Source organism: Undibacterium sp. Ji83W (assembly GCF_049340385.1).
In the GTDB taxonomy this organism is placed as follows: Bacteria; Pseudomonadota; Gammaproteobacteria; order Burkholderiales; family Burkholderiaceae_D; genus Undibacterium.
Genome location: NZ_JBMPOZ010000005.1, coordinates 57,171 through 79,593, shown reverse-complemented (window position 1 = coordinate 79,593; position 22,423 = coordinate 57,171). Strand labels below are relative to the sequence as shown.

The window sequence follows — 22,423 nt, the reverse complement described above, 5'->3', positions numbered from 1 at the left end:
ATGCGTTCATGACTGACATGAACATAGAAAAATTCATAGCCATAGAGTAAGGTCATGCAGATTGGCAAATTCCGCATCCGGCTTGATATGCAGATGGCGCTCATCTTCAATTTTTAAACCCTGACGGTTCATCCAGCCACCCTTCAAGCCCGCCTGTTGCGCACCTTGCACATCAAGCAACAAATCATCACCTACATACAACACCTCTTGCGGTGTCAGACCCAGCTCCTGGCACGCTGCCAGAAATATCCTGGGGTCAGGCTTGGCACAGCCAAAACGAAAAGCAGCGATGGACACCTTGAAGTGATGCGCCAGGCCTATCGCCTGCAAATCAGCAAAACCATTCGAGACCGTGCCCAGGACCAGTTTTTCTTGCAAAGCCTGCAAGGCCGGTTTGACATCGCTGTACAAGTCGACTTTGTTCCTGGCGTCGGCAAATACCGCCATGGCCTGGTCGGCTTTTTCGGCTGCCACACCATGCTCATCAAACACCTGTTTCAGCAGGGTATGACGCAAGGCCCATAAATCGTATTGAAAACGCTGGTCGCTCGCTACCAGCACATTCCTGCGCTCACGCAATTTTTCCACATTGTAATTTTGCGCAACAACGGGCACATGCTCATGCATCCATTGCTGCAACACTGATTCAGCATGGCGAATTACCGGTGCAACCGGCCACAAAGTATCATCCAGATCCAGCAAAACTGCTTTAATTGCCATAAAGAGCACTCATTCCATTCGTTGATGTCCTAATTATGTTCTAATCTTAGCCATCATGTCACCCTACCTTTGTTTATGACAGTACAGGCCAAAACCATTGCACTTGTTGGAAAATCTAATGCCTCAGGCATTGCAGACTCAATTCAGGAACTGGCCAATTTTCTCGCGAGTGCAGGACATCGCGTCGTCATCGAGGCAGAAACGGCGCAATACCTGCAATTGAGCGAGTTCAGCAACATGCCAGTGCCTGAGATAGGCAAGCTGGCAGATGTTGCCATCGTGGTGGGTGGTGATGGCACCATGCTGGGCATAGCGCGGCAACTGGCCCCTTACAATATCCCGCTGATTGGTATTAACCAGGGCAGGCTGGGTTTCATCACCGATATTGCGCTTGACCGCATGATCCCTGTCATCACGGAAATGCTGGATGGCAAATATGTCTCCGAGCGCCGCAGCCTGTTACAGGCCATCGTGACCCGCGACGGCAACCAGATTTTCAGTGGCGTGGCTTTCAATGACATCGTGGTCTCGCGTGGTGCTGGCTCAGGCATGGTGGAATTGCGGGTCGAGGTAGACGGGCACTTCATGTACAACCAGCGCTCGGACGGTCTTATCGTCTCGACACCGACTGGCTCTACGGCCTATGCGCTTTCTGCTGGCGGCCCACTGCTGCATCCCAGTTTATCCGGTATTGCGATGGTGCCGATTGCTCCGCATGCCTTGTCGAACCGCCCTATCGTCTTGCCAGACAGCAGCGAAATCGTTATCACTATCGTGGCCGGGCGCGATATCAGCCTGAATTTTGATATGCAAAATTTTGCCAGTTTGCAGCATCAGGACAGGATTATCGTCAATCGTTCTGCCCATACGGTGACCTTTCTTCATCCTCACGACTGGAATTATTACAACACCCTGCGCGAGAAATTGCACTGGAATGAGTACCCATCCGTAGAGGGTGCGCTGAATTAAGTTTTAGCCCACCCACTCTTACGAACACAGAAGTCACAGGCTGTTGCTAGAATAGCGATTTCGCTATGCTGGGGCATGTTGTCCAGCCCTGTTTTCTTAACAAACTCCTTCATGTCAGCCCATTATGTTGCGCACGCTTGCCATTCGTGATTTTGTCATTGTCGATACGCTGGAACTTGAATTTTCTTCTGGCTTCAGTGTGTTGACCGGAGAAACCGGCGCCGGTAAATCCATTCTGATTGATGCCCTGACGCTGGCCCTGGGTGGCCGGGGTGACGCCAGCATGGTGCGCGAGTCTGCCAGTAAAACTGATATCAGCGCAGAATTTGCCGTCAATGACATCCTTGCAGCATGGTTGAAAGAACATGAATTTTTTGACCAGGACCAGCCACTGATACTGCGCCGTACCATCGATAATGCCGGTCGTTCAAAAGCATGGATCAATGGCATCACTGCCACCGCCGGACAATTGCGCGAAATTGGCGACATGCTGGTGGATATCCATGGCCAGCACGCACATCAGTCCTTATTGAAAACCGAAGCACAGCGCGATTTGCTGGACATGCAAGGCGGCTTGCAAGAGCAAGTCACAGAAGTAGGCTTGCGTTACCGCGCCTGGCGTAACATCAGCAAGCAACGTGAAGAATTTGAAACCAATGCCAAGAGCGTCTTGCAAGAACGCGAGCGTCTGGAATGGCAGGTTGGCGAACTCGATAAATTGCAGATCAAACCCGGCGAATGGGAAAGCATCAGCCAGGAGCATACCCGGCTGGCCCATGCTGCCAGCCTGATGGAAGGTGGGCAAGAGGCGGCAACTTTGATCTCTGAATCCGAGCATCCGGTTCTGTCGCAACTGACTGCCATCCAGCAAAAGTTGTTGAAGCTGCTTGATTATGATGCGGCGCTAAAGCCCGTCACCGATGCGCTGGAATCTGCCTGCATCAATTTGCAGGAAACCACTTATGCACTCAATGTTTACCTGAGCCGCACCGAGCTTGATCCGGCCCGCCTGCGCGTGGTGGAAAACCGCGTAGAAACGATACACACGACGGCTCGGCGCTTTCACGTTGCACCAGAAAAGCTGCATGAAGAATTTGCCACGCTGTCAGCCCAGCTAGCCCAGCTATCAAATGCGACGGATATGGATGCCCTGAAAGCGCAGGAAGAAAAAGCCAGGCTGGCTTATCTGCAGACCGCGCAAAAACTCAGCAAAACCAGACAAAAAGTTGCCAAAGACTTAGGAGCAGCGGTCACCACGGCGATGCAAGACCTGAGCATGGGTGGAGGCAGTTTCTCTGTCGCACTCAATCCTGTAGAACCAGCCGCCTATGGCCTGGAACAAGTGGAATTTCTGGTAGCTGGCCATGCCGGGGTGCAGGCAAGGCCGCTGGCCAAGGTGGCATCTGGTGGTGAGCTGGCTCGCATCTCGCTGGCGATTTCTGTCATCACCTCTTGCGCTACAGCCACTCCTACCCTGATATTTGATGAAGTTGATAGCGGCATAGGTGGTGGCGTAGCTGAAGTGGTTGGGCGTTTACTGAAACGCCTTGGGCAAGACCGGCAAGTCTTGTGCGTTACCCATTTACCACAGGTGGCCAGCCAGGCTAACCAGCACTTCCAGGTCAGCAAGGCCAACCAGAATGGCAAAACCGTTTCACAGATAGAAGCACTCGATAATAAACAAAGAGTGGAAGAAATCGCCCGCATGCTGGGTGGCATAGAAATTACGGCGACTACGCGCAAACACGCCAGAGAATTATTGGCATCTTAAGAAAAAAAATACATCATGCGCTTCCTTAAAGAACCTGAATACTCACACGGCAAAATCGCCAAGACAGCCGTGGTGCTGATCAACCTCGGTACACCTGATGCACCGACAACTTCAGCCGTGCGCCGCTATCTCAAACAATTTTTATGGGACAGACGCGTGGTTGAAGTGCCGCGCCCAGTCTGGTGGCTGCTCTTGCACGGGATTATCCTGCCCTTTCGTTCTGGTCAGTCAGCAAAAAAATATGCGTCTATCTGGACCAAGGATGGCTCGCCATTGAAAATCCATACGCAAAAACAGGCAGCCTTGCTGAAAGGTTATTTGGGTGAACGCGGGCATGAAGTGCAAGTTGCGTATGCCATGCGTTATGGCTCACCTTCAATACCCGATGTCTTGCAAAAGCTAAAAGCAGATGGATGTGAGCGCATACTGATATTGCCCGCCTACCCGCAATATTCTGCCACGACGACGGCATCCAATTTTGACGCTGTCGCCCAGCATTACCAGCAAGTCAGGAACATGCCTGAACTGCGTTTCGTCAAGAATTATCATGATCATGATGGTTATATACAGGCACTGCGCGTATCAGTCATGGATCACTGGCAAAGCCATGGCCGTCCGGACAAACTGGTCATGAGTTTCCATGGATTGCCCAAGGCCTTTTTATTGCGCGGCGATGCCTATCATTGCGAATGCTATAAAACCGCCCGCTTGCTGGCAGAAAAACTGGGACTGAGCAAGGATGATTATGTGGTCACTTTCCAGTCTCGCCTGGGCCGTGCAGAATGGCTGCAACCTTACACTGCTCCAACGGTAGCAAAACTCGCCAAGGAAGGCGTCAAGCGGGTCGATGTGATCTGCCCTGGCTTTATCGCTGACTGTCTGGAAACCCTGGAAGAAATCGCCATGGAAGTAAAGACCGATTTTCTCAAAGCAGGTGGCAAGGAATTCAACTACATCCCCTGCCTGAATGAGTCACCGGCATGGCTGCGTGGTCTGGCTGAAATTGCAGAGCAACATCTGATAGGCTGGCCAACCATGATCACTGCGAGCGTGCGTGAACAACAAAAGCAACAAGCCCTGATCAGCCGCGCAGAAGCCAAACGCCTCGGTGGAGAACCCTGAGGCAGCAATGGCTAAAACTTATTTTATCGGCGATATACAAGGCTGTGCCGACCAGTTGCAAAGCCTGCTCAACCAGATAGAGCAGACCGAACCAAACGCACAGTTTTTGTTTGCAGGTGACCTCGTTAACCGCGGCCCCAAATCGCTGGCCAGCCTGCGCCTGATACGTGATTTGCAAATCGCTGGCCGGGCAGAATCTGTACTCGGCAACCATGACCTGCATTTGTTGGCTGTTGCCAATGGCATACGCAAAGCAAGTCGTACCGATACCATCGACGATATCCTGCAAGCACCAGACCGTGAAGAATTGCTGGACTGGTTGCGGCACAGACCCTTGGCGATTTTGCAGCATCAGCATTTACTGGTGCATGCAGGGATATTCCCGCAATGGTCAGCAAAGCAAACCATCAAGCTGGCGCATGAAGTGGAGACACAGCTGCGCAGTAAGGACTGGATGGATTTATTGCGCAATATGTATGGCAATACCCCGTCACAATGGCATGATGATTTGCAAGGCTATGACAGGTTACGTTGCATCATCAATGCGCTGACACGCATGCGTTTTTGTAGTGCGGATGGCGTCATGGACTTTGACAGCAAGGACGGCCGGGACAACGCACCGCAAGGCTTTGCCCCCTGGTTTGACCTGCCACGTGCCAGTGAAAAAAACACTGTTGTATTTGGCCACTGGTCCACCCTGGGCCTGATCTTGCGTGACAACCTGATCAGCCTTGATACCGGCTGTGTCTGGGGCGGCAAGCTGACTGCTGTCGCTCTTGAAGACAGGCAAGTCGTGCAGCTAGATTGTCCGCAGCAGCAAAAGCCGGGGTAATAATTCCAGGATTTTTAATACCGTGTACATACACAATATCACGAGCACTTCCAAGACCCGTGCGTCCGCTTTGCTTATTTAGTTTCTCTTGATTTATTTTGACATAGCGAACATTATCTTTTGTCTATGCATCTTGAGTGAGCCGGAATGCGTATGATTATGTTCCGTTTGTATGCGAAAAGCCGTCGTATCAAGCAGCCGCTTAACATGACATTATGTTCAGTAAGGAGTTGAAAAAATGCTGGTAGAAATGTTGAAAGGTGCTCTCTTTTAGGTATTTACTTAAAGGAGAGCAAAATGAAAAGAGAATGCAGCCTCATCAAGGCATTCGGAAAAAACGAAGTTGGTTTAGCTGACATCCCCAAAAAGATATCGGGAATCACGATATCACGCATCATCATTGGAGAGAAAAGCGGTTGTTCACGCTGTTTTCCACATGGGTATGAAACTATTAACAGCCATATAGGCAACCGTCAGCGCAACTGGAAAAAACAACGTAAAACGAAGTGGAAATAATAAGGAAATAAAGCCTTTGCGAAAATCTAACGATTCTTCTGGTTTTCGCAAGACTTTACCTTAAATACTTTGGGTCACACTACTACATATCAACTAATTCCCAATTCTTTCATCACCGCTGCGCGCGCCACTTGCGCCACTTCCCTGCGGTGTGCACCTTCGGTAGAAATTGCAGGCAGGCGTACCAGTTCTGCCGTCATGCGCGGTGCCAGCAAGATGATGCGCATGCTTTCTGCAAAAGTCATGTCGCCAATAAAATCAGCGGCAGCATGGAACTGTCCCTGCGCATCAAGATAGCGGACAACAAAGGGTTGCACAGGTACATGTGCTTCTATTGCTGCTTCAAACAGGTTCGCGTGAAAAGACAGCAGATTGCCTTGCGCTGCTGTCGTACCCTCAGGGAAAAACGCGATGCGCTTGCCCGCTTCTATCTGATGTACCAGGCCTTCATAGATACGGCGCACATCACGCTGCCTGCCACGCACCAGAAAAATCGTGCCAGCCTTTTCACATAACCAGCCCAGCAAAGGCCAGTTGCGAATATCTGACTTGGCGACGAAATGGCAAGGATGCAGGGTATTGATGACAAAAATATCCAGCCATGACACATGGTTGGAGACTATCATCGCCGACGGATTCACCGCACCCTCGCTTTTATCCTTGAAAGCCACATCCACAGTACAGATGGCCAGCAATTTGACCGACCAGCGACGCACCAGATCGTCACGCCTGGCATCAGATGAAAACGGAAAGATCAGGGCGCAAGTCAGCAGACCTGCCGTGAGATGGAGAAATATCCGAAAAAAATGCCAAACGATCATGCCCAAACGCCCACGCCCACAAAGGCTAAGATAAAAATTTCAAATCGTAATAAAACAAACGGGAGTACGGTGAACCATACTCCCAGCAAACCATTTTATTACACAATAATGCTTTAAATCATTTTCAAAAATTCAGTCAGGCCGGATTCAATGCAAGGTATCAAACGCAATATGCCCTGACACTATCGTCGCCTTGACCACGCCCGGCAATTCATAACCCAGGAAAGGCGTGTGCTTGCCCTGGCTGGCGAGGGCTTTGGCTTCTACCTTCCAGCGTGTGGCAGGATCAAAGATGCAGATGTCGGCTGCCTGGCCAATGGCGATTTGCCCGGCAGGCACACCTGCCACTTTGGCGGCATGCTGGCTGATCTTGGACAGGGCCAGCGTCAGGCTGACGTCACCACGGCTGTCTTCTGCCCATTTCAATGCTAACGATAATAATAATTCCAGGCCGGTAGCACCGGGTGATGCTTCGGCAAATGGCAGCAGTTTTTCATCATCGTCGACTGGTGTATGGTCGGAACATATCGCATCGATGGTGCCGTCTTTCAGTGCCGCAGAAATGGCATCGCGGTCACGCTGGCTGCGTAAAGGTGGGGTCAGGCGGGCATTGGAATCAAAGAAGCCAATGTCGGCGTCCGTCAGATGCACATGATGGGCACCGACGTCACAGGTCAGCGGCAAGCCTTCTTTTTTGGCCTTGCGTATCAAGTCCAGGCCAGCAGCGGAAGAGATGCGGCACAGATGCACTTTGGCACCGGTGGCACGCATGAGTTCAAACAGGGTATGCAGGGCAATGGTCTCGGCCATGACAGGCACGCCTGACAAACCCAGGCGCGAAGCCAAGGGGCCGCTATGAGCAACACCGCCCTTGCCTATGTAGGCATCTTGCGGACGCAACCAGACCGTAAAGCCAAAGGTAGCAGCGTAATCCAGCGCTCTTTGCAGGGTATTGGTATTGGCAATGGTTTCTTCAGCCTGTGAAAAACCTATGCAGCCTGCCTCAGTCAGCTCAACCATCTCGGTCAGGGATTCACCCTTCAGACCGACGGTCAGTGCACCCAGTGGATAAACGTGGGCCTTGTTTTGCATGCGTGCTCTTTGCTTGAGCATTTCTACCAGGCCTGATTCATCCAGCACGGGGTCAGTATCTGGCGGACACACCAGGCTGGTGACACCGCCGCGCATGGCGGCCTGCAATTCAGATTCCAGCGTAGCCTTGTATTCAAAGCCAGGTTCGCGCAAGCGGGCGCTCAGGTCTACCAGGCCAGCGGTGACGATCAAGCCTGTTGCATCAACAGTTTTATTGGCGACAAAGTCAGCCGGTGCCTGGCCCAGGGCGACGATCTTGCCAGCAGCGATAAACACGTCCTGTACTGCATCGGTAGCACTTGCCGGATCAATCACACGGCCATTTTTGATATGTATCTTCATATTCTCCTCATACCCCGCCGCTGTTGCCTGCAACGATGCTCATGACAGCCATGCGCACGGCGATACCAAAAGTCACTTGCGGCAGTATCACTGCCTGCGGGCCATCGGCCACGGCAGAATCAATTTCCACGCCACGGTTCATCGGGCCAGGGTGCATGACAATCGCATCTGGTTTTGCCAGCGCCAGGCGTTCTGGCGTCAGGCCATAGCTCTTGAAATATTCTTGTGCTGAAGGCAGCAAGGCACCACTCATGCGTTCATTTTGCAGACGCAACATGATGATGACATCGACGCCTTTGAGGCCTTCATCCATGTTGTTGAATACGCGCACACCCATTTGTTCCAGGCCACCGGGCAACAGGGTACGTGGGCCAATCACGCGCACTTCTGGCACACCCAGCATGGTCAATGCATGGATGTCAGAACGGGCAACGCGGCTGTGCAAGACATCACCAACAATTGCTACTGTCAGATTGGTGAAGTCTTTTTTGTAGTGGCGTATGGTGTACATGTCCAGCAAACCCTGGGTAGGGTGGGCATGGCGGCCGTCACCGGCATTTACCACATGTACATGATGCTGTTTGGTGTCATTCAGATGCTTGGCGATCAGGAAAGGCGCGCCTGAAGTGGCATGACGCACGACAAACATGTCGGCATGCATGGCTGCCAGATTATCGATGGTGTCGAGCAGGGATTCCCCCTTGCTGGTACTCGAAGCAGCGATATTGAGATTGATGACATCTGCCGACAAGCGCTTGGAGGCAATTTCAAAGGTAGTACGCGTGCGGGTAGAGTTTTCAAAGAACAGATTGAAGACACTTTTGCCACGCATCAGCGGCACTTTTTTGACTTCCCTGTCGCTGACGCTGACGAAGGAAGATGCGGTATCGAGAATATGGTTGACGATGGCTTTCGGCAAGCCGTCTATCGTCAGCAAATGCTGGAGTTCGCCGTGTTTATTGAGCTGGGGATTATGCATGGTCGACAGAGATGCTGAAAGTGCCATCATCTGCACGTTGCAGATTGACAGAGACGGCGGGTTCAAATGAGGCGGTATGGGCTACAAAATCAGCAGCCACCGGCAATTCGCGGCCACCACGGTCTACCAGGGTAGCCAGCATGATGCGGGCCGGACGGCCATAATCAAATAATTCATTGATGGCGGCGCGGGTGGTGCGGCCTGTGTACAAGACATCATCTACCAGGATGATTTGTGCGCCATCGACATCGAAAGGAATTTGCGTAGGTTTGACTTCGGCATGCAGGCCCTTGGCGGCATAGTCATCGCGGTAAAAGGACACGTCGATGAGGCCCGCTTTACTCGGCAAACCCAAGTCTTGCACCAGGCGCTCGGCTATCCAGGCACCGCCTGAATAAATGCCAACGATGGCCAGTTTGTTTTGTGCCAGCGCATGTGGCCTGATTTGCTCCAGTAGCTGCTGATACAGGGCTTCTGCATCAAGCTGGGCAGCATTAGTGGTCGTGGTAGTCATGGCGTTTCATCAAAATATTGTTGCAGAATGAGGGCAGCCGCATCGTCGTCGATAAACTCACCGCGCGAGCTTGAGAGTACTGCAGAAGAATAACGTTCATCCACCAGCACGGCAGGCAGATTGAAGCGACCATTGAGCTGGTTGGCAAAGCGCTTGCAGCGCTGTGTCATTTCATTGTCGGCACCATCGGGATGCATGGGCAAACCCACCACGCAGAGCACGGGCTGCCATTGTTCTATGAGCTTGGTGATGTCGGCAAATTTGCCGTCATTGGTAGGAGCGTGAATGATGCTGAGTGCCTCAGCCTGGCGTAAAAAGGTATTGCCAACGGCAACGCCTATACGTTTTAAACCGAAATCAAAGGCGAGTACCGTACCTTCATTTGCAGCCATCAGGCATGCCCCGCTTCGGCTGCCAGCATCAGCGGGTCTATACCCAGCAATTTGATGGCGGCGGCAAAACGTTCTTCCAGTGGCAAATCGAACAGGATGCGTGCGTCAGCGGCGACTGTCAGCCAGCCATTGGCTAAAATCTCTTGCTCCAGTTGGCCCGCACCCCAGCCTGCATAACCGACGCTGATCAGGACTTGCTCGGGCCCGTCACCGGCGGCCACGGCTTCCAGCACATCGCGTGAAGTGGTGAATGCAATCTCGTCGGTCACTTTTAATGAAGATGAATACTCACCAACAGGGGTATGCAGGACAAAGCCGCGATCATCTTGCACAGGCCCGCCAAATATAACGGGGCGTTTGCCTATGGGATGAGAATCAGGAATGATTTCCAGCTTCAAGTCTATGCGGTCAAACAGCCCAGCCACGGTCAGCTCTATCGGCCGGTTGATGACCATGCCCATGGCACCGCGCGGGCTGTGTTCGCACAGATAAATCACCGTGCCGCCAAAGACGGGGTCCATCATGGATGGCATTGCAATCAGGAAATGATTGGTTAAATTCAATTCCAAATTGTTATCGTCTTCGCTTTTCACCTGAAATTTATGTCTGGAAGTCATGGGGGCCGACTGTGTTGCATCGTCGTGCAGATTGGTATGTAGTGATTTTGTTTGCTTCGCCATAGTCACATTTTAGCATTTTTAGCGTGTATTTTCGATGTGTGCTAAGGTGCCACACTGCGTTTTGACCACACTATCAGACAGATCATGCAAGAAAATAAAGCCCATTTCCCTCGCTCGCTGGTCTGGTTCCGCCGTGACCTGCGTAATTTTGACCATGCTGCCCTGTACCATGCCCTGCGGCAAAGTGACGAGGTCTGCTGCGCTTTTATCTTCGATAAAACAATATTAGACAATTTGCCAGAAAATGACAGGCGCGTTGCCTTTATTCATGAAAGTATTCTTGAACTGGATCAAGAATTACAGCAGATGGGCGGTGGTTTACTGGTGCGTTATGACTATGCAGAAACCGCCATACCGCAACTGGTGGCCGAGCTAGGTGTGGACGCGGTTTTCACCAATCATGATTACGAACCGCAGGCGGTGGCCCGTGATGAATCCGTCAGGCAAGAATTATCAAAACGAAATTGTGCATTTCTGAGTTTTAAAGACCAGGTCATTTTTGAAAAGTCAGAAGTCTTGTCGCTGGCGAACGCGCCCTTCTCTGTTTTTACTCCCTACAAAAATGCCTGGCTGAAAAAATTCCATGCAGAAGGAAGCGACTTTTATTCGCGCCCTTACCCTATAGAAAAATATGCGCACAAGCTAAGCAGCATCTCAGCGCAAACCATACCGACGCTGGCCGAAATGGGTTTCGCGCAAGCCGCTGAACGCCGCATGCCAGTCGCCGCCGGCATGTCGGGCGCACGCAGCTTACTGGAAGATTTTGTCGGCCGCATGAAACTGTATGACCAGTCACGTGATTTTCCAGCGGTCAAGGGGCCGTCGTATCTGTCAGTCCATTTGCGCTTTGGCACGATATCGATACGTCAACTGGTGCAAGAAGCCGTGCGGCAAATACGCATCTCTGCCAATCGCGGGGCAGAAATCTGGTTGTCTGAACTGGTCTGGCGCGACTTTTATTTCATGATCTTGCATCACCACCCGCATGTGGCAAGGCGCTCCTTCAAACCAGATTACGATGCCATACAGTGGGAAACCGGCCCGCAAGCGGACGCCCACTTCGCCGCCTGGTGCGAAGGCCGCACTGGCTACCCCCTGGTCGATGCCGCCATGCTGCAACTGAACCAGACCGGCTACATGCACAACCGCCTGCGCATGGTCACCGCCTGCTTCCTCATCAAAGACCTCGGTATAGACTGGCGCCGCGGCGAAGCCTATTTCGCCGAACACCTGAACGACTTCGACCTCTCCGCCAACAACGGCGGCTGGCAATGGGCATCCTCTTCCGGCTGCGACGCCCAGCCTTACTTCCGCATCTTCAATCCCATCACCCAGTCAGAAAAATTCGACGCCGAAGGCAAGTTCATCAAACGCTACCTGCCGCAACTGGCGAAACTGGACAAGCGCAGCATTCATGCGCCTTGGAAAACTGCACCGCTGTTACTGGAACAGGCTGGGGTGAAGATAGGCAGGGATTATCCGCTTCCACTGGTTGAACATGATGTCGCGCGCAAGCAGACTTTGACGCGGTATGCGGTGGTGAAGAAGGTGGCTACGCATGGTGAGGATGAGTGACGATTAAAGGTTTGATGAGCCGACGCTGTTAGCAATGTGTTGATGTGGTTTTGACGTTGGTTTTGACGTTGGTTTTGACGTTGGTTTTGACGTTGGTTTTGACGTTGGTTTTGACGTTGCTGTTGTTGTTGATTTTGAAGTTGCTTTTGACTTTTTGCGGTTTCCCATGTGTAGACGCCATTTGTGCAGTACAGAAAATGGAAAGAGAAAGGCCGATGTTTGAGCGTAGCGAGTTTTCGGACTTTCCCATTTTTTGTATTGCACAAATGGGAACCCCGCAGGGGCGGCTACGCCTGGGTCGCCTTTTTGGCTTACCTTTTTGGCGAAGCAAAAAGGTAAGTAGCCGCCGGTCTACCACCGGCTGGCGATCTTAAATAACATGTGCTGGTATTCAAAAAATAGATGCCCACAGCAAATAGCAATTCGAAATTAATTCAAGTAATAGTTTGCTACGAACGCCGCTGGATTCCTGCCTGCGCAGGAATGACGATATTTAGTTTACGGAGATTCAATCGATATGTATTAGCAGTCACATAAAAGCTAAAAACAAAAAAGCAGAGATCACTCTCTGCTTTTTTGACTAACTTAGATCTACAGCCTGCTTACACTATCACCGCCGCATCTTTACCCAGGAACCCCATAATCGCCCCCAACAAATCATCCTCGCGATAAGGCTTACCAAAGTACTCATTGACACCTAGTTCTTTCGCATAGTTACGATGTTTATCCGCAGTACGCGAAGTAATCATGATGATAGGGATATGGCTGGTACGTGAATCGCTGCGTACGTTGCGGGTCAGATCGAAGCCGTCCATGCGCGGCATTTCGATGTCGACCAGCATCACGTCTGGTGTGACTGACTGCAACTGCTCCAGCGCATCAATACCGTCTTTTGCCAGGATGACCTGGTAACCTTCGCGTGTCAGCAAACGCTGGGTCACGCGGCGTACAGTCAGGGAGTCATCAACTACCATGACGGTATGCTGGGTACGCAAGCCCTGTACTGGCTGAGCTTTGGTTTCAGTCACTTCCGTTGCTGCATGCAAGTTGGCAACCGCACCCATTTCAGGTGTGGCTTCTGCACCCAGTTGCTGCAGGCGTGCATGTTCGTGTTCCATACGCTGTGCCAGCGGTACAGGGTTCAGGATCAGAACGATTTCACCGGAACCGAGTACGGTCGCGCCAGCGATACCTGTCATACGTGCCAGTTGCGGGCCAATGTTTTTAACAACCACCTCGCGGTTACCCAGAACGTCATCCACGTGAATGGCAACACGCTCGCCACCGCTCTTCATGATCAGCAGCGGGCTGTATTGTTGCGTCATCGGTGTAGCATCGTCCTGGCCCAGCATGGAGGACAGGTAGTACAAAGTCACGCGCTGACCTTGCCACATGACTGCGCCTTCGTTGTAGGCATTGGCCAGGGCATTTGATTTCAGTTGCTGTACTTGCTCGACCAGAACGGAAGGTACGGCGAAAGTACGGCCACCAGATCTCAGCAACACAACCTGCGTCACTGCCAGCGTCAGAGGCAGGCGAATGGTGAATTCAGCACCCTTGCCTTCGTTAGTCGTCACTTCAACACGACCGCCCAGGGAAGCAGCTTCGGAGCGGACCACATCCATACCGACGCCACGACCGGCAAGTTCAGTAATTTCAGTCGCAGTCGAGAAGCCAGGTTCGAAAATCATGTTGGCTGTTTCCAGCTCACCAGGATTATCTTCATTGGAAATCAAGCCGACGGACAGCGCTTTTTCGCGGATGCGGGTCAGGTTCAAACCCTGGCCATCATCGCTGAAGCGAATCACAACTTCATTACCTTCCTGACGAATTTCAATCAGCAATTCACCGGTTTCTTCTTTGCCATGATTGCGCCTGTTTTCACGGCTTTCGATACCGTGGACAATCGCATTACGCAGCAAATGTTCGAAAGGACCGGCCATTTTTTCCAAAACGCCCCTATCCATCTCTACCGTTGCACCGCGAATATCCAGGTTGACGCGCTTGTCGACTTCTTTGGAAGTCTGGCGGGTCACGCGATACAGACGCTCAGAAATACTGGCGAAAGGAATCATACGTACGCGCATCAAATCCTGTTGCAAGTCACGCGTCAAACGCGCTTGTACCAGCAAGTCATTGGTTGCGCCGTCGATGGTACGCGTCAAGTTGGTTTGTACGGTGGCCACGTCGCTGACGCTTTCGGCCATCATGCGTGTCAATTCTTGCAGGCGGGTAAAGCGGTCAAACTCAAGTGGATCAAATTCACGGTCACCAGAATGCGCCATGCGTGAGGTGATCTGGGTTTCTGCCTGAATCTCAACTTCACGCAACTGGTCGCGCAGGCGGTTGACGTTCTCTGTCAACTCGCTGAGGGACGAGCGCAAGGTGCTGACTTCATTTTCCAGACGTGAACGCGAGATGGAAACTTCACCAGCCTGGTTAACCAGACGATCAAGAATATCGGCACGCACACGCACCAAGGTAGCTGGCGTATTGGCCGCCACTGCAACTGGTGCCGCTGCAGCCCTGGCCGGTATGGCGCGGGTCATGAGTGGCACTACAGGCGTCAGGTTCACCAGTTCATTGATGACCACTGGCGCGTCTGTATTGGTGGCCGCCATTTGTTCCTGGAACTGATCCAACTCTTGCGCAGCACTCAATGGTGCATCAGCTTGTGCAGGTGTTACATGCGCCTCAGGATGCAGCAAGCGGTCAAACATGTGCATACTGTGATCATGACGTGCCAGCAAATCATCCAGCAGGGAAACTCGGACTGCACTACCACCATGCATCAGGGTTTCGATGCGCGATTCCATATCATGGATGTGCTGACCCAGGCCCATGGCACCGGCCATACGTGCACTACCTTTGATGGTATGCATGATACGGGCGATGGCTTGTGGTGCTGCCATGTCGTCTGGTTTCTCTTGCCAGGTACGTAGCAACTGACCAACCATAGGCAGCAAGTCATTACCTTCTTCTATGAAGACAGGTAACAAGTCCATATCCAGATCATCACGGATCTGCACAGTACCATCATTCGCAGGTGCCACATATTCAGCTAATACAGGCTGAGCTACTGGTGTGACAACTGCTGGTGCGGCTGGTGTAGCTGGGGTAACTACGGCTTCTATTATTTCTGGTTCAGCAACTGGTGCAGGTTCTGCCGCATGCGCGAGCTCAACAACTGCCTCAGGCTCAACTACAGGTAGCAACTCGGAATGCGCTTCCACTGGATGTATGTCATCCATGGCATCCAGCATGATGGAGCCGATGCGGTCTGTAATAGTTTCTTCTGGCACTTCTGGTTCTGGCAAGCCAGCTGCAATGACAATTTCTGCTTCCAGAGGTGTCTCAACAGCCAGTTCTTCAGCGCTCAACTCTTCAGACAACTCGTCATCAAGAACAGGTAAAGCTTCCAGCACATCTTCATGTTCCAGATTGAATTCTGGTTCAGACAAGGTTTCGGTGACGACTGGTATTTCAGCTGTTACTTCGCCAGCCGTTACTTGGTCAGCAACTACGTCAGCAACTACCTCGTCAACTTTTACTTCTTCCGTTGGCAGTGCTGGCAGTTCATGTACTTCAATGGCATCAACCAGTTCGCTTACTTCAATAGCAGGCAAATTTTCCAGCGCATCTGCCGCGATCAGATCAACAGGCTGCAGCTCTTCTGACAAAGAGACTGGATCAAGTTTTTCATTAGTGGAAGTGATGAATTCTTCATCTGCACCAGCGTTGGAACGCTCGATGACGACTTGCAACAAATGTTCAAGCTGACGGATTTCTTCAGGCGCAGATGCTGCCATTTCTGACAAGGCAAATTTTTGCAGCATGCGTTTGGCAGAATCCAGAGAACGGTCCAGTACATCGTATTCTGATTCCAGCAATACGACAGGATGGCGTTCCAGTCTCTGCAAGACAAATTCCAGGCTATGCGCCAGTTCTTGCAAAGGCTTGAGGCCTACCGTTGCCGAGCTGCCGGCCAGAGAATGGCTCGCATGAATAGCATGTGTAGAAACATGGCGATGTGGCTCATGTCTCCATTCAGCAAAATCCTGCACCAGGAAACGGACGATTTCATCTGTTTCTGCCATGTAGATGGAATACAAAGGCAGGCTGATTTCTATATCGCCGATGCGCTTGATGTTGTCGTCCACACTAGGCGCGGGTACTGACAAATCAGGGAAATCGATGATTTTTGCGGTAGCAATTTCTGCAGTTTCTGGTGTTTTTGCGGCTTCTTCGCCAGCAGCAATCTCACCAGGCAAAACTACTTCCGGCAACTCATCTGCGCTGGCAAGATCAGATGTCAGACTGTCAGAGCTTGCGTTTATAGACTCTGCTTCTACTACTGGCAAATCTGTTTCTGGCAAGGCCGTCAGCTCTATGACTTCTGGCAATTCCAGCGTTGGGATATCTGCTACTGCTTCAGTCAGCACTTCCAGGGGAATGTCTGCCAGTGCCGCTGGTGTTGCAGGTACCAGAGTTTCTTCGTGTACAGCATCCAGCGGCAAAGCTGCCACCAGCTCTTCAGCTTGCAGGACTGGCATATCTTCTGCCGCAACAGCCACTTCCAGCGCGCGATCAAGCGGCAAGCTGGTTTCTGGCAAGATCGCTTCTTCAGCATGAACAGGCGTGTCCAGTGTCAGCTCAGGCAAGCTGGCGAACGCTGGCGTCACTGCAATAACTTCCGCAGGCTCACTTGCCACCGGTACTTCTGCTACGACAGGCGCTTCGACATTCACCAGTTCTACTGGCGTAAATTCAAATGCGTCGAATTCGGAAGAGGCATCTGCAGTCACTGGAGCAGGCACTTCCGCAGTTGTCTCTTCAACGACAGGAGTAGCCACAGCCTCAATTTCAAGGACTTCTGGCAAGGCTACTGCTTCAACTTCGTCAATCACCGGAGCAAGCAGGACAGGCTCAACTGCCGGGGCGGCGACTACCTCAGGAATATCCTGATAATCTTCGCCGGCCTTGATACGTTCAGCAGCAGCGATGATGGCTTTGCCTGTGCGTGAAGAAACACCGTTCTGTTTCAATTCACCGACCCACTCAACCATTTCACGCGCAGTACGGTCCAGCAGGGCATACAGGTTTTCATCACCATTACGCGAATCAGACAACCACAGGTTCATGACCTGCTCTATGCTCCAGGCGGCTTCACCAAATACCATCAGGCCAACCATGCGGCCACTGCCTTTGAGAGTATGGAAAGAACGACGCAAGCTGGTCAGGTATTCCTGGTTATTGGTATCTTTTCTGGACAGTGGCAAGGTGGTCTGGACATATTCCAGTACCTCATCGGCTTCCATGAGGAAGATTTCCAGTAATTCAGCATCAATAGCATCGTCGCCATCAGGAATCTCCTGAGCTGGTGCAGATGCCGTGACTGTTTCGGCTGGTGGTGTCGTGACGATTTCCTGCAAGGCACCTGAGCCACTGGTGGCATCAGTTTGCGCCAGCAATGCGATGGCAGATTTGGCGCGTTCCGACGCAGCTGTGTCGTCCAGCAAAATAGCCACTGAACGCTCAGATTCCAGCGAGCTTTTCAGTTGCGCTTGCAAGCCTGCATCTTCTGGCGCTGCAGCAAGGGATGCGGCCAGACGGGCAGATTCTTGTTGTTGCTGAGCCAGTTCTTGCTCAGCAGTCTGCAATATGGCAACCTTGGGTTCCTGACCATGTGCCTCATCACCAGGCAAATGTATGTCGGCACTAGGCAGCAACTCCTTGCTTGCCTGGGCTTCCAGCAAATTGGAACGGAACAGGCCAGCTTCCTTGTCGAAGCTGAATTTCTTTTTCGCGGTATCTGGCTGGGATTGCAGAGTCTCGATGAAGAAGGACAGCGCGCCTATGTTTTGCGCCACATTTTCATGTGATGCCGCTTGCGCAACCGGGTCAATGGCATCTTCTGCCTTGAAGCTGCTGATCATCTGACGAGTATGCTCGACTGCAGCCATCGCATCGTCCTGATCCAGCATGGCCAATGCACCACCAATCTGATGCAGATTGCCGTCGATAGGTTTCAGGGTTTCTTTGTCAGCAGGATTACGGAAATATTCATCCAGCACTTTTTCTATGTGACGCAGGCTGGATTGCATTTCACCAACCAGTACACCCATAGTCTGACGTTGCTGTGCTTCTCGGGAAATTTCACCCATCCAGCTAGCCTGGGTTTGTGGTGTTTCACCGGACACCACGGACAACAGACGAGTGGTAATTTCTTCAGCACGCTCGGCAAAATGCGCGGGCAGGCGTGTTATATGATCAAGTGCATGTTCAACAAACAGCAGGCTGGTGGCCAGCTCCAAGCCCAGCTTGCTGCCATCTGGTGAATGCGCGACACTGCGGGCAATGCCATTCAATTCACGCAAGAGTTTTGCCAATGCAGGCGCATTAAGACCTGCACCGGTATCGGCGAGGTCGGTCATTTTTTGCGAGAATTTTTCTGCCAGGCCATTTTCGCCATTGGCTATCCGGCCCCACAGATTTTTGACAGCCGACAATTGTTCTTTTGCCGTTGTCAGTGCACCTGCAGTGATCTGACCATAATTCTTCTTGTCGTAATCAAGCGGCACTGTGTCGTCAAGCTGGTAAGCCTTACGTACCCTGGTGACAAAAGGAGAAGGGTTTTCAACCTGGGCGAGGAAAAACAGGGCATCGCGCAACAGACGTTCAGGGATGGTGCTGACACCTTCTACCAGACGGCGGATTTGCAGATTGATGCGGCCAAATATCTGTTTGACATATTGCTGGTTATCGATGGCACCATGACCTACGGCTTCCACAAAAGCACGCATGACGACCCAGAAAGCCTTGGCTTGTGAGTTGGTCTGGCCATTTTCGATTTCCGCAATCATGTCATGCATGGATTGCGTGGCAGCGCGCTGTTGTTCTTTGTCCTTGCTGGTCAATACTGTCAGCAAGAGCTTTTCGAAGCGCTGGCGCAAGCCGGTATAGCTGATGGCCATAGCCTTGCTGCTGACAGCCAGTTCAGGTATCTGCCCTTTGGCGGACAGGGACGGGAAAAACAAATCAGCCGGATGTATTCTCTCGGCACCCTTGAGTTCCAGCAAGGCACGGTAATACGGAAACAGGCGGACTGGCTGATGCAGTGAGCCAGACAACAAGTCTTCCAGATAACGCAAGACAGCATGGAAGGCATCGACGATGACTTCAACATTCGCTTGTGTCATTTCAAGCTGCCCACTTTGCAGGCGCTCGAGCAATTCTTCTATGGTTTCTGTAACGATGGATACACCATCGATATCAACAATCTGCAAGGCACCATGGGCCTGATGCAGATAGCTTTTCGCATGTAATAAGGTGGTAGGGCGGGTTTCAGTATCCTGGCCAAGTGCGTCCGTCAGCATCTTGCCAGCATTCGTGATTGCTTCCCGCACTTCTCCCATCACCCAGGATAGCGGCCCGATGTCGAACTGTTCCTGTGGGAGATCTGGCGATTTTGATAAATCGGATGTCATGCGTACTCCGCAAACTCAAGGGCAATGGACCGCAGTCCATTACCGTGCAAATATTATAGGGTTGCAGCTAGTGGACTGTAACAGTGAAAGCGTAAGTGAAGGACATGTGCCCGGCGAACCAGGGCAAGACCAGTGTCATTACTATACACAGCGATAGCAGGGCTATCGCCAGTATTTGCAACACCGCCCTGGTCGGCGCGCACATGGCAGGCACTTCGCTTTTCACTGTTACAGTTCACTCTCACAACCGGGGCGTGAAAATCAGGCGGCAACCCGGAACCGTGACACAGAGTTCTTGAGTTCTTCCGCAAGCATGGACAATTCTTTAATGGAAACCGCAGTTTGCTGCGTACCATGCTGCGTTTGCTCGGTGATGGTCAAAATGTGTTGAATATTTTGCGCAACGCCGTTGGCAGAGGTAGCTTGTTGTTCCGTCGCCAGCGAGATACCTTGAATCAGTTCTGCCAGACGGTTGGAAACGCTACGGATTTCAGACAGCGCCGTACCGGCCGCATCTGACAGTTTCGCTCCCTCAACCACACCCTGAGTGGATTTTTCCATCGCGGCAACCGCGTCATGGGTATCCGTTTGAATCGTACGAACCAGCGCACCAATCTGCTTGGTCGCTTCAGCTGAACGTTCCGCCAGACGCTGAACCTCTTCCGCAACCACCGAGAAGCCTCGACCCGCTTCACCCGCAGACGCTGCCTGAATCGCCGCATTCAGCGCCAGTACGTTGGTTTGTTCGGTAATGTCAGAAATCAGTTCCGTGATCTCACCAATCTCTTGTGAAGATTCACCCAAACGTTTAATACGTTTGGAAGTTTCCTGGATTTGTTCGCGAATCTCGTTCATACCCTTGATGGCGTTTTCCACCGCATGGGCTCCTTGCTCCGCCGCCGCAACCGACTGACGCGCAACCAGTGCAGATTCATTCGCAGAGCGGGATACGTCAGTAATCTCAGCCGCCATTGTCAGAACCACCTGACCAGCATCAGAAATCTCGCGTGACTGTTGTTCAGACGCAGTCAACAAATCGCTGGAAATATTCTGCGCTTGTGTAGACGCTGAAGTAACCTGTTCTGCAGTTGCCGTAACACGACCTACCAGACCGCGCAACTCTTCCACCGTATAGTTAACCGAGTCGGCAATCGCGCCCGTGATATCTTCAGAAACCGTCGCCTGCACCGTCAAGTCACCATCCGCAACCTCTTGCAATTCATTCATCAGTCGCAAAATCGCGGCCTGATTCTGATCGTTAGCGGCTTTCGCTTCTTCTTCCTGTTTCTGCGCTTGCATCATTTGTGCCGCAGCTTCAAGACGACGATCATTCGCTTCTTTGGCGCGGTTACGACTTTCCTGCAACTGAACGAAACCGATACCTACCGCAGCCAGCAGAGCGAAGAAGGCAGAGCCCAACATGGCCCAGAAGTAGATACTGGTACCATCTTGCTCAGCCGTATAGGTTTTCTGCAATTTGGACAGTTTGTTTTTGAGATCTTCGTTCTCGTTAAACACCAGCTGTTCGGATTGTTTTGCAGCGATAAAGTTTTGCAGATTGCCCAGAATGCTGGAAACCCATACCTGATATTCAGAGAAAGTTTTTTGCAGTTCAGTCAATTTGTCGCGTGTATCTGCATCTTTGGTGGCTGTCAGGCGCAATACATCACTACCTTTCAGGAAGCCATCGACCAGGTCACGGAAAGTATTTGTATCCTTACCCAGCAAGAATGCCGTTTCAGGATTAACACCCTCGGAAGTCAGGAATTCATTCGCGCTACGACCCAGACGCTGGGTCAACATGACCAGCTGACCGGCGGCATTAATTTCACGCGCTGAACCACCGCCCTGTACTTTCAGGGTAGAAATTTGTTCCGTCAATTCCAGCAGGATTGGGGACAGGGCATTCATTTTTTGCAGAGTCTGACCGAAACCCGTCAATTCTTTTTGACGGTTCAAGATCGTTTCCGCAGCCTTATTGGAGTTATTCCAGGCTTTTTGCGCTTCCTTGACGACTGGTTCCAGAGTAGAGTCAGCACGCTTGACTACACGCCCCTGATATGGTCCACCACTCAGCAGAACACTCAAATCGGCATTCAGTTCGCCACGGCTGTCTTTGAGCTGTTTAAAAGCTTCAACGTTACCCTGAATCGCATTTGGTGCCGCTTTACCGATACGCTGCGAGTGCATCAGCGCCTCACCGGCGATCTGCGCCTGTGTCGATATCAGTGTCGATTGTTCAGAGTTCAGGTACACCGAGACACCACCCAGTAACAGGAAGAATGCCATGGTACCGAGCAAGAAGTTGGTCTGACGACGAACTGACATGCCACCGATGATAGGCAAGCGCATGCCGCTACCCTTCTCCAGCGCATCGCCGATAAAGGTGGCGTCGCCATACGACTCAACCTTTGAGGGAGCAGCTTCTGCCACCACAGGTGTGGCGGCAGCCGCCTCCTGCTCTGGCGTCAGCATTTTTACATTGCTTGCTTCTTCAATTTCAATCGAATCAGCATTCCCGAACGACCTTGCCGAACCTTCTGCTCCGTCAATTTCCGGATTTTCTTTATCTTTGGACAAGAACGGTAGATTAAATGCCATTACTAAGTCT

16 protein-coding genes are annotated in these 22,423 nt (G+C 51.8%); 6 read left to right on the top strand and 10 right to left on the bottom strand.

The window, feature by feature from the left end:
• Positions 1-33: 33 nt before the first annotated feature.
• The gene (locus ACO0LD_RS10990) at positions 34-720 is read right to left on the bottom strand and encodes an HAD family hydrolase (RefSeq protein WP_423006610.1); all 687 of its coding nucleotides are present in this window, start codon (positions 718-720) and stop codon (positions 34-36) included.
• Between the two features lie 75 nt (positions 721-795).
• Here ACO0LD_RS10990 and ACO0LD_RS10985 point away from each other — a divergent pair, with 75 nt between their 5' ends.
• The 5 genes from ACO0LD_RS10985 to ACO0LD_RS10965 all read left to right on the top strand — a co-directional run bounded on the left by ACO0LD_RS10985 (position 796) and on the right by ACO0LD_RS10965 (position 5,930).
• Complete coding sequence (locus ACO0LD_RS10985) at positions 796-1,689, top strand: NAD kinase (protein ID WP_423006608.1); 894 nt, start codon at positions 796-798, stop codon at positions 1,687-1,689.
• A gap of 124 nt (positions 1,690-1,813) precedes the next feature.
• Complete coding sequence (gene recN, locus ACO0LD_RS10980; RefSeq protein ID WP_423006606.1) at positions 1,814-3,460, top strand: DNA repair protein RecN; 1,647 nt, start codon at positions 1,814-1,816, stop codon at positions 3,458-3,460.
• Between the two features lie 15 nt (positions 3,461-3,475).
• Positions 3,476-4,582 carry a ferrochelatase gene (hemH, locus tag ACO0LD_RS10975; protein WP_423006604.1) on the top strand — a complete coding sequence of 369 codons (1,107 nt, stop codon included), beginning with the start codon at positions 3,476-3,478 and terminating at the stop codon, positions 4,580-4,582.
• A gap of 7 nt (positions 4,583-4,589) precedes the next feature.
• Complete coding sequence (locus ACO0LD_RS10970; RefSeq protein WP_423006602.1) at positions 4,590-5,414, top strand: symmetrical bis(5'-nucleosyl)-tetraphosphatase; 825 nt, start codon at positions 4,590-4,592, stop codon at positions 5,412-5,414.
• A 297-nt stretch (positions 5,415-5,711) separates the two neighbouring features.
• Entirely contained in the window at positions 5,712-5,930 is a 219-nt protein-coding gene (locus ACO0LD_RS10965) for a hypothetical protein (RefSeq protein ID WP_423006600.1), read from the top strand.
• Positions 5,931-6,019: 89 nt separating this feature from the next.
• Here the strand turns inward: ACO0LD_RS10965 and ACO0LD_RS10960 are convergent, their stop codons facing one another.
• From ACO0LD_RS10960 to ACO0LD_RS10935, 6 genes are all read right to left on the bottom strand, one after another.
• Positions 6,020-6,751 carry a lysophospholipid acyltransferase family protein gene (locus ACO0LD_RS10960; protein WP_423006598.1) on the bottom strand — a complete coding sequence of 244 codons (732 nt, stop codon included), beginning with the start codon at positions 6,749-6,751 and terminating at the stop codon, positions 6,020-6,022.
• Positions 6,752-6,898: 147 nt separating this feature from the next.
• Complete coding sequence (locus tag ACO0LD_RS10955; RefSeq protein WP_423006596.1) at positions 6,899-8,185, bottom strand: dihydroorotase; 1,287 nt, start codon at positions 8,183-8,185, stop codon at positions 6,899-6,901.
• Between the two features lie 7 nt (positions 8,186-8,192).
• On the bottom strand, positions 8,193-9,164 hold the full coding sequence (locus ACO0LD_RS10950) for an aspartate carbamoyltransferase catalytic subunit (protein WP_422949513.1): 972 nt from the start codon (positions 9,162-9,164) through the stop codon (positions 8,193-8,195).
• Positions 9,157-9,678: a bifunctional pyr operon transcriptional regulator/uracil phosphoribosyltransferase PyrR gene (gene pyrR / locus ACO0LD_RS10945; RefSeq protein WP_423006594.1), complete on the bottom strand. Its 522-nt coding sequence runs from the start codon at positions 9,676-9,678 to the stop codon at positions 9,157-9,159. The genes ACO0LD_RS10950 and pyrR overlap by 8 nt, the downstream gene beginning before the upstream one ends.
• A complete protein-coding gene (gene ruvX / locus ACO0LD_RS10940) occupies positions 9,675-10,070 on the bottom strand; it encodes a Holliday junction resolvase RuvX (RefSeq protein WP_423006592.1) in 396 nt (131 codons plus the stop codon). The genes pyrR and ruvX overlap by 4 nt, the downstream gene beginning before the upstream one ends.
• Entirely contained in the window at positions 10,070-10,687 is a 618-nt protein-coding gene (locus ACO0LD_RS10935) for a YqgE/AlgH family protein (RefSeq protein ID WP_422949683.1), read from the bottom strand. Before ACO0LD_RS10935 ends, ruvX begins: the two co-directional genes overlap by 1 nt.
• Before the next feature lie 147 nt (positions 10,688-10,834).
• Here ACO0LD_RS10935 and ACO0LD_RS10930 point away from each other — a divergent pair, with 147 nt between their 5' ends.
• Positions 10,835-12,325: a cryptochrome/photolyase family protein gene (locus ACO0LD_RS10930; protein ID WP_423006590.1), complete on the top strand. Its 1,491-nt coding sequence runs from the start codon at positions 10,835-10,837 to the stop codon at positions 12,323-12,325.
• 28 nt (positions 12,326-12,353) lie between these two features.
• Here the strand turns inward: ACO0LD_RS10930 and ACO0LD_RS10925 are convergent, their stop codons facing one another.
• The 3 genes from ACO0LD_RS10925 to ACO0LD_RS10915 all read right to left on the bottom strand — a co-directional run bounded on the left by ACO0LD_RS10925 (position 12,354) and on the right by ACO0LD_RS10915 (position 22,413).
• Positions 12,354-12,506, bottom strand: a complete 153-nt coding sequence (locus tag ACO0LD_RS10925; RefSeq protein ID WP_423006588.1) for a hypothetical protein — start codon at positions 12,504-12,506, stop codon at positions 12,354-12,356.
• A 421-nt stretch (positions 12,507-12,927) separates the two neighbouring features.
• On the bottom strand, positions 12,928-19,812 hold the full coding sequence (locus ACO0LD_RS10920) for an Hpt domain-containing protein (RefSeq protein WP_423006586.1): 6,885 nt from the start codon (positions 19,810-19,812) through the stop codon (positions 12,928-12,930).
• A 261-nt stretch (positions 19,813-20,073) separates the two neighbouring features.
• On the bottom strand, positions 20,074-22,413 hold the full coding sequence (locus tag ACO0LD_RS10915; RefSeq protein WP_423006584.1) for a methyl-accepting chemotaxis protein: 2,340 nt from the start codon (positions 22,411-22,413) through the stop codon (positions 20,074-20,076).
• Positions 22,414-22,423 lie beyond the last annotated feature (10 nt).

Bases quoted from the DNA above. Each gene is read 5' to 3' on its own strand.
- ACO0LD_RS10990 (WP_423006610.1), bottom strand. From the start codon at position 720: ATGGCAATTAAAGCAGTTTTGCTGGATCTGGATGATACTTTGTGGCCG.
- ACO0LD_RS10985 (WP_423006608.1), top strand. From the start codon at position 796: ATGACAGTACAGGCCAAAACCATTGCACTTGTTGGAAAATCTAATGCC.
- recN (WP_423006606.1), top strand. From the start codon at position 1,814: ATGTTGCGCACGCTTGCCATTCGTGATTTTGTCATTGTCGATACGCTG.
- hemH (WP_423006604.1), top strand. From the start codon at position 3,476: ATGCGCTTCCTTAAAGAACCTGAATACTCACACGGCAAAATCGCCAAG.
- ACO0LD_RS10970 (WP_423006602.1), top strand. From the start codon at position 4,590: ATGGCTAAAACTTATTTTATCGGCGATATACAAGGCTGTGCCGACCAG.
- ACO0LD_RS10965 (WP_423006600.1), top strand. From the start codon at position 5,712: ATGAAAAGAGAATGCAGCCTCATCAAGGCATTCGGAAAAAACGAAGTT.
- ACO0LD_RS10960 (WP_423006598.1), bottom strand. From the start codon at position 6,751: ATGATCGTTTGGCATTTTTTTCGGATATTTCTCCATCTCACGGCAGGT.
- ACO0LD_RS10955 (WP_423006596.1), bottom strand. From the start codon at position 8,185: ATGAAGATACATATCAAAAATGGCCGTGTGATTGATCCGGCAAGTGCT.
- ACO0LD_RS10950 (WP_422949513.1), bottom strand. From the start codon at position 9,164: ATGCATAATCCCCAGCTCAATAAACACGGCGAACTCCAGCATTTGCTG.
- pyrR (WP_423006594.1), bottom strand. From the start codon at position 9,678: ATGACTACCACGACCACTAATGCTGCCCAGCTTGATGCAGAAGCCCTG.
- ruvX (WP_423006592.1), bottom strand. From the start codon at position 10,070: ATGGCTGCAAATGAAGGTACGGTACTCGCCTTTGATTTCGGTTTAAAA.
- ACO0LD_RS10935 (WP_422949683.1), bottom strand. From the start codon at position 10,687: ATGACTTCCAGACATAAATTTCAGGTGAAAAGCGAAGACGATAACAAT.
- ACO0LD_RS10930 (WP_423006590.1), top strand. From the start codon at position 10,835: ATGCAAGAAAATAAAGCCCATTTCCCTCGCTCGCTGGTCTGGTTCCGC.
- ACO0LD_RS10925 (WP_423006588.1), bottom strand. From the start codon at position 12,506: ATGGCGTCTACACATGGGAAACCGCAAAAAGTCAAAAGCAACTTCAAA.
- ACO0LD_RS10920 (WP_423006586.1), bottom strand. From the start codon at position 19,812: ATGACATCCGATTTATCAAAATCGCCAGATCTCCCACAGGAACAGTTC.
- ACO0LD_RS10915 (WP_423006584.1), bottom strand. From the start codon at position 22,413: ATGGCATTTAATCTACCGTTCTTGTCCAAAGATAAAGAAAATCCGGAA.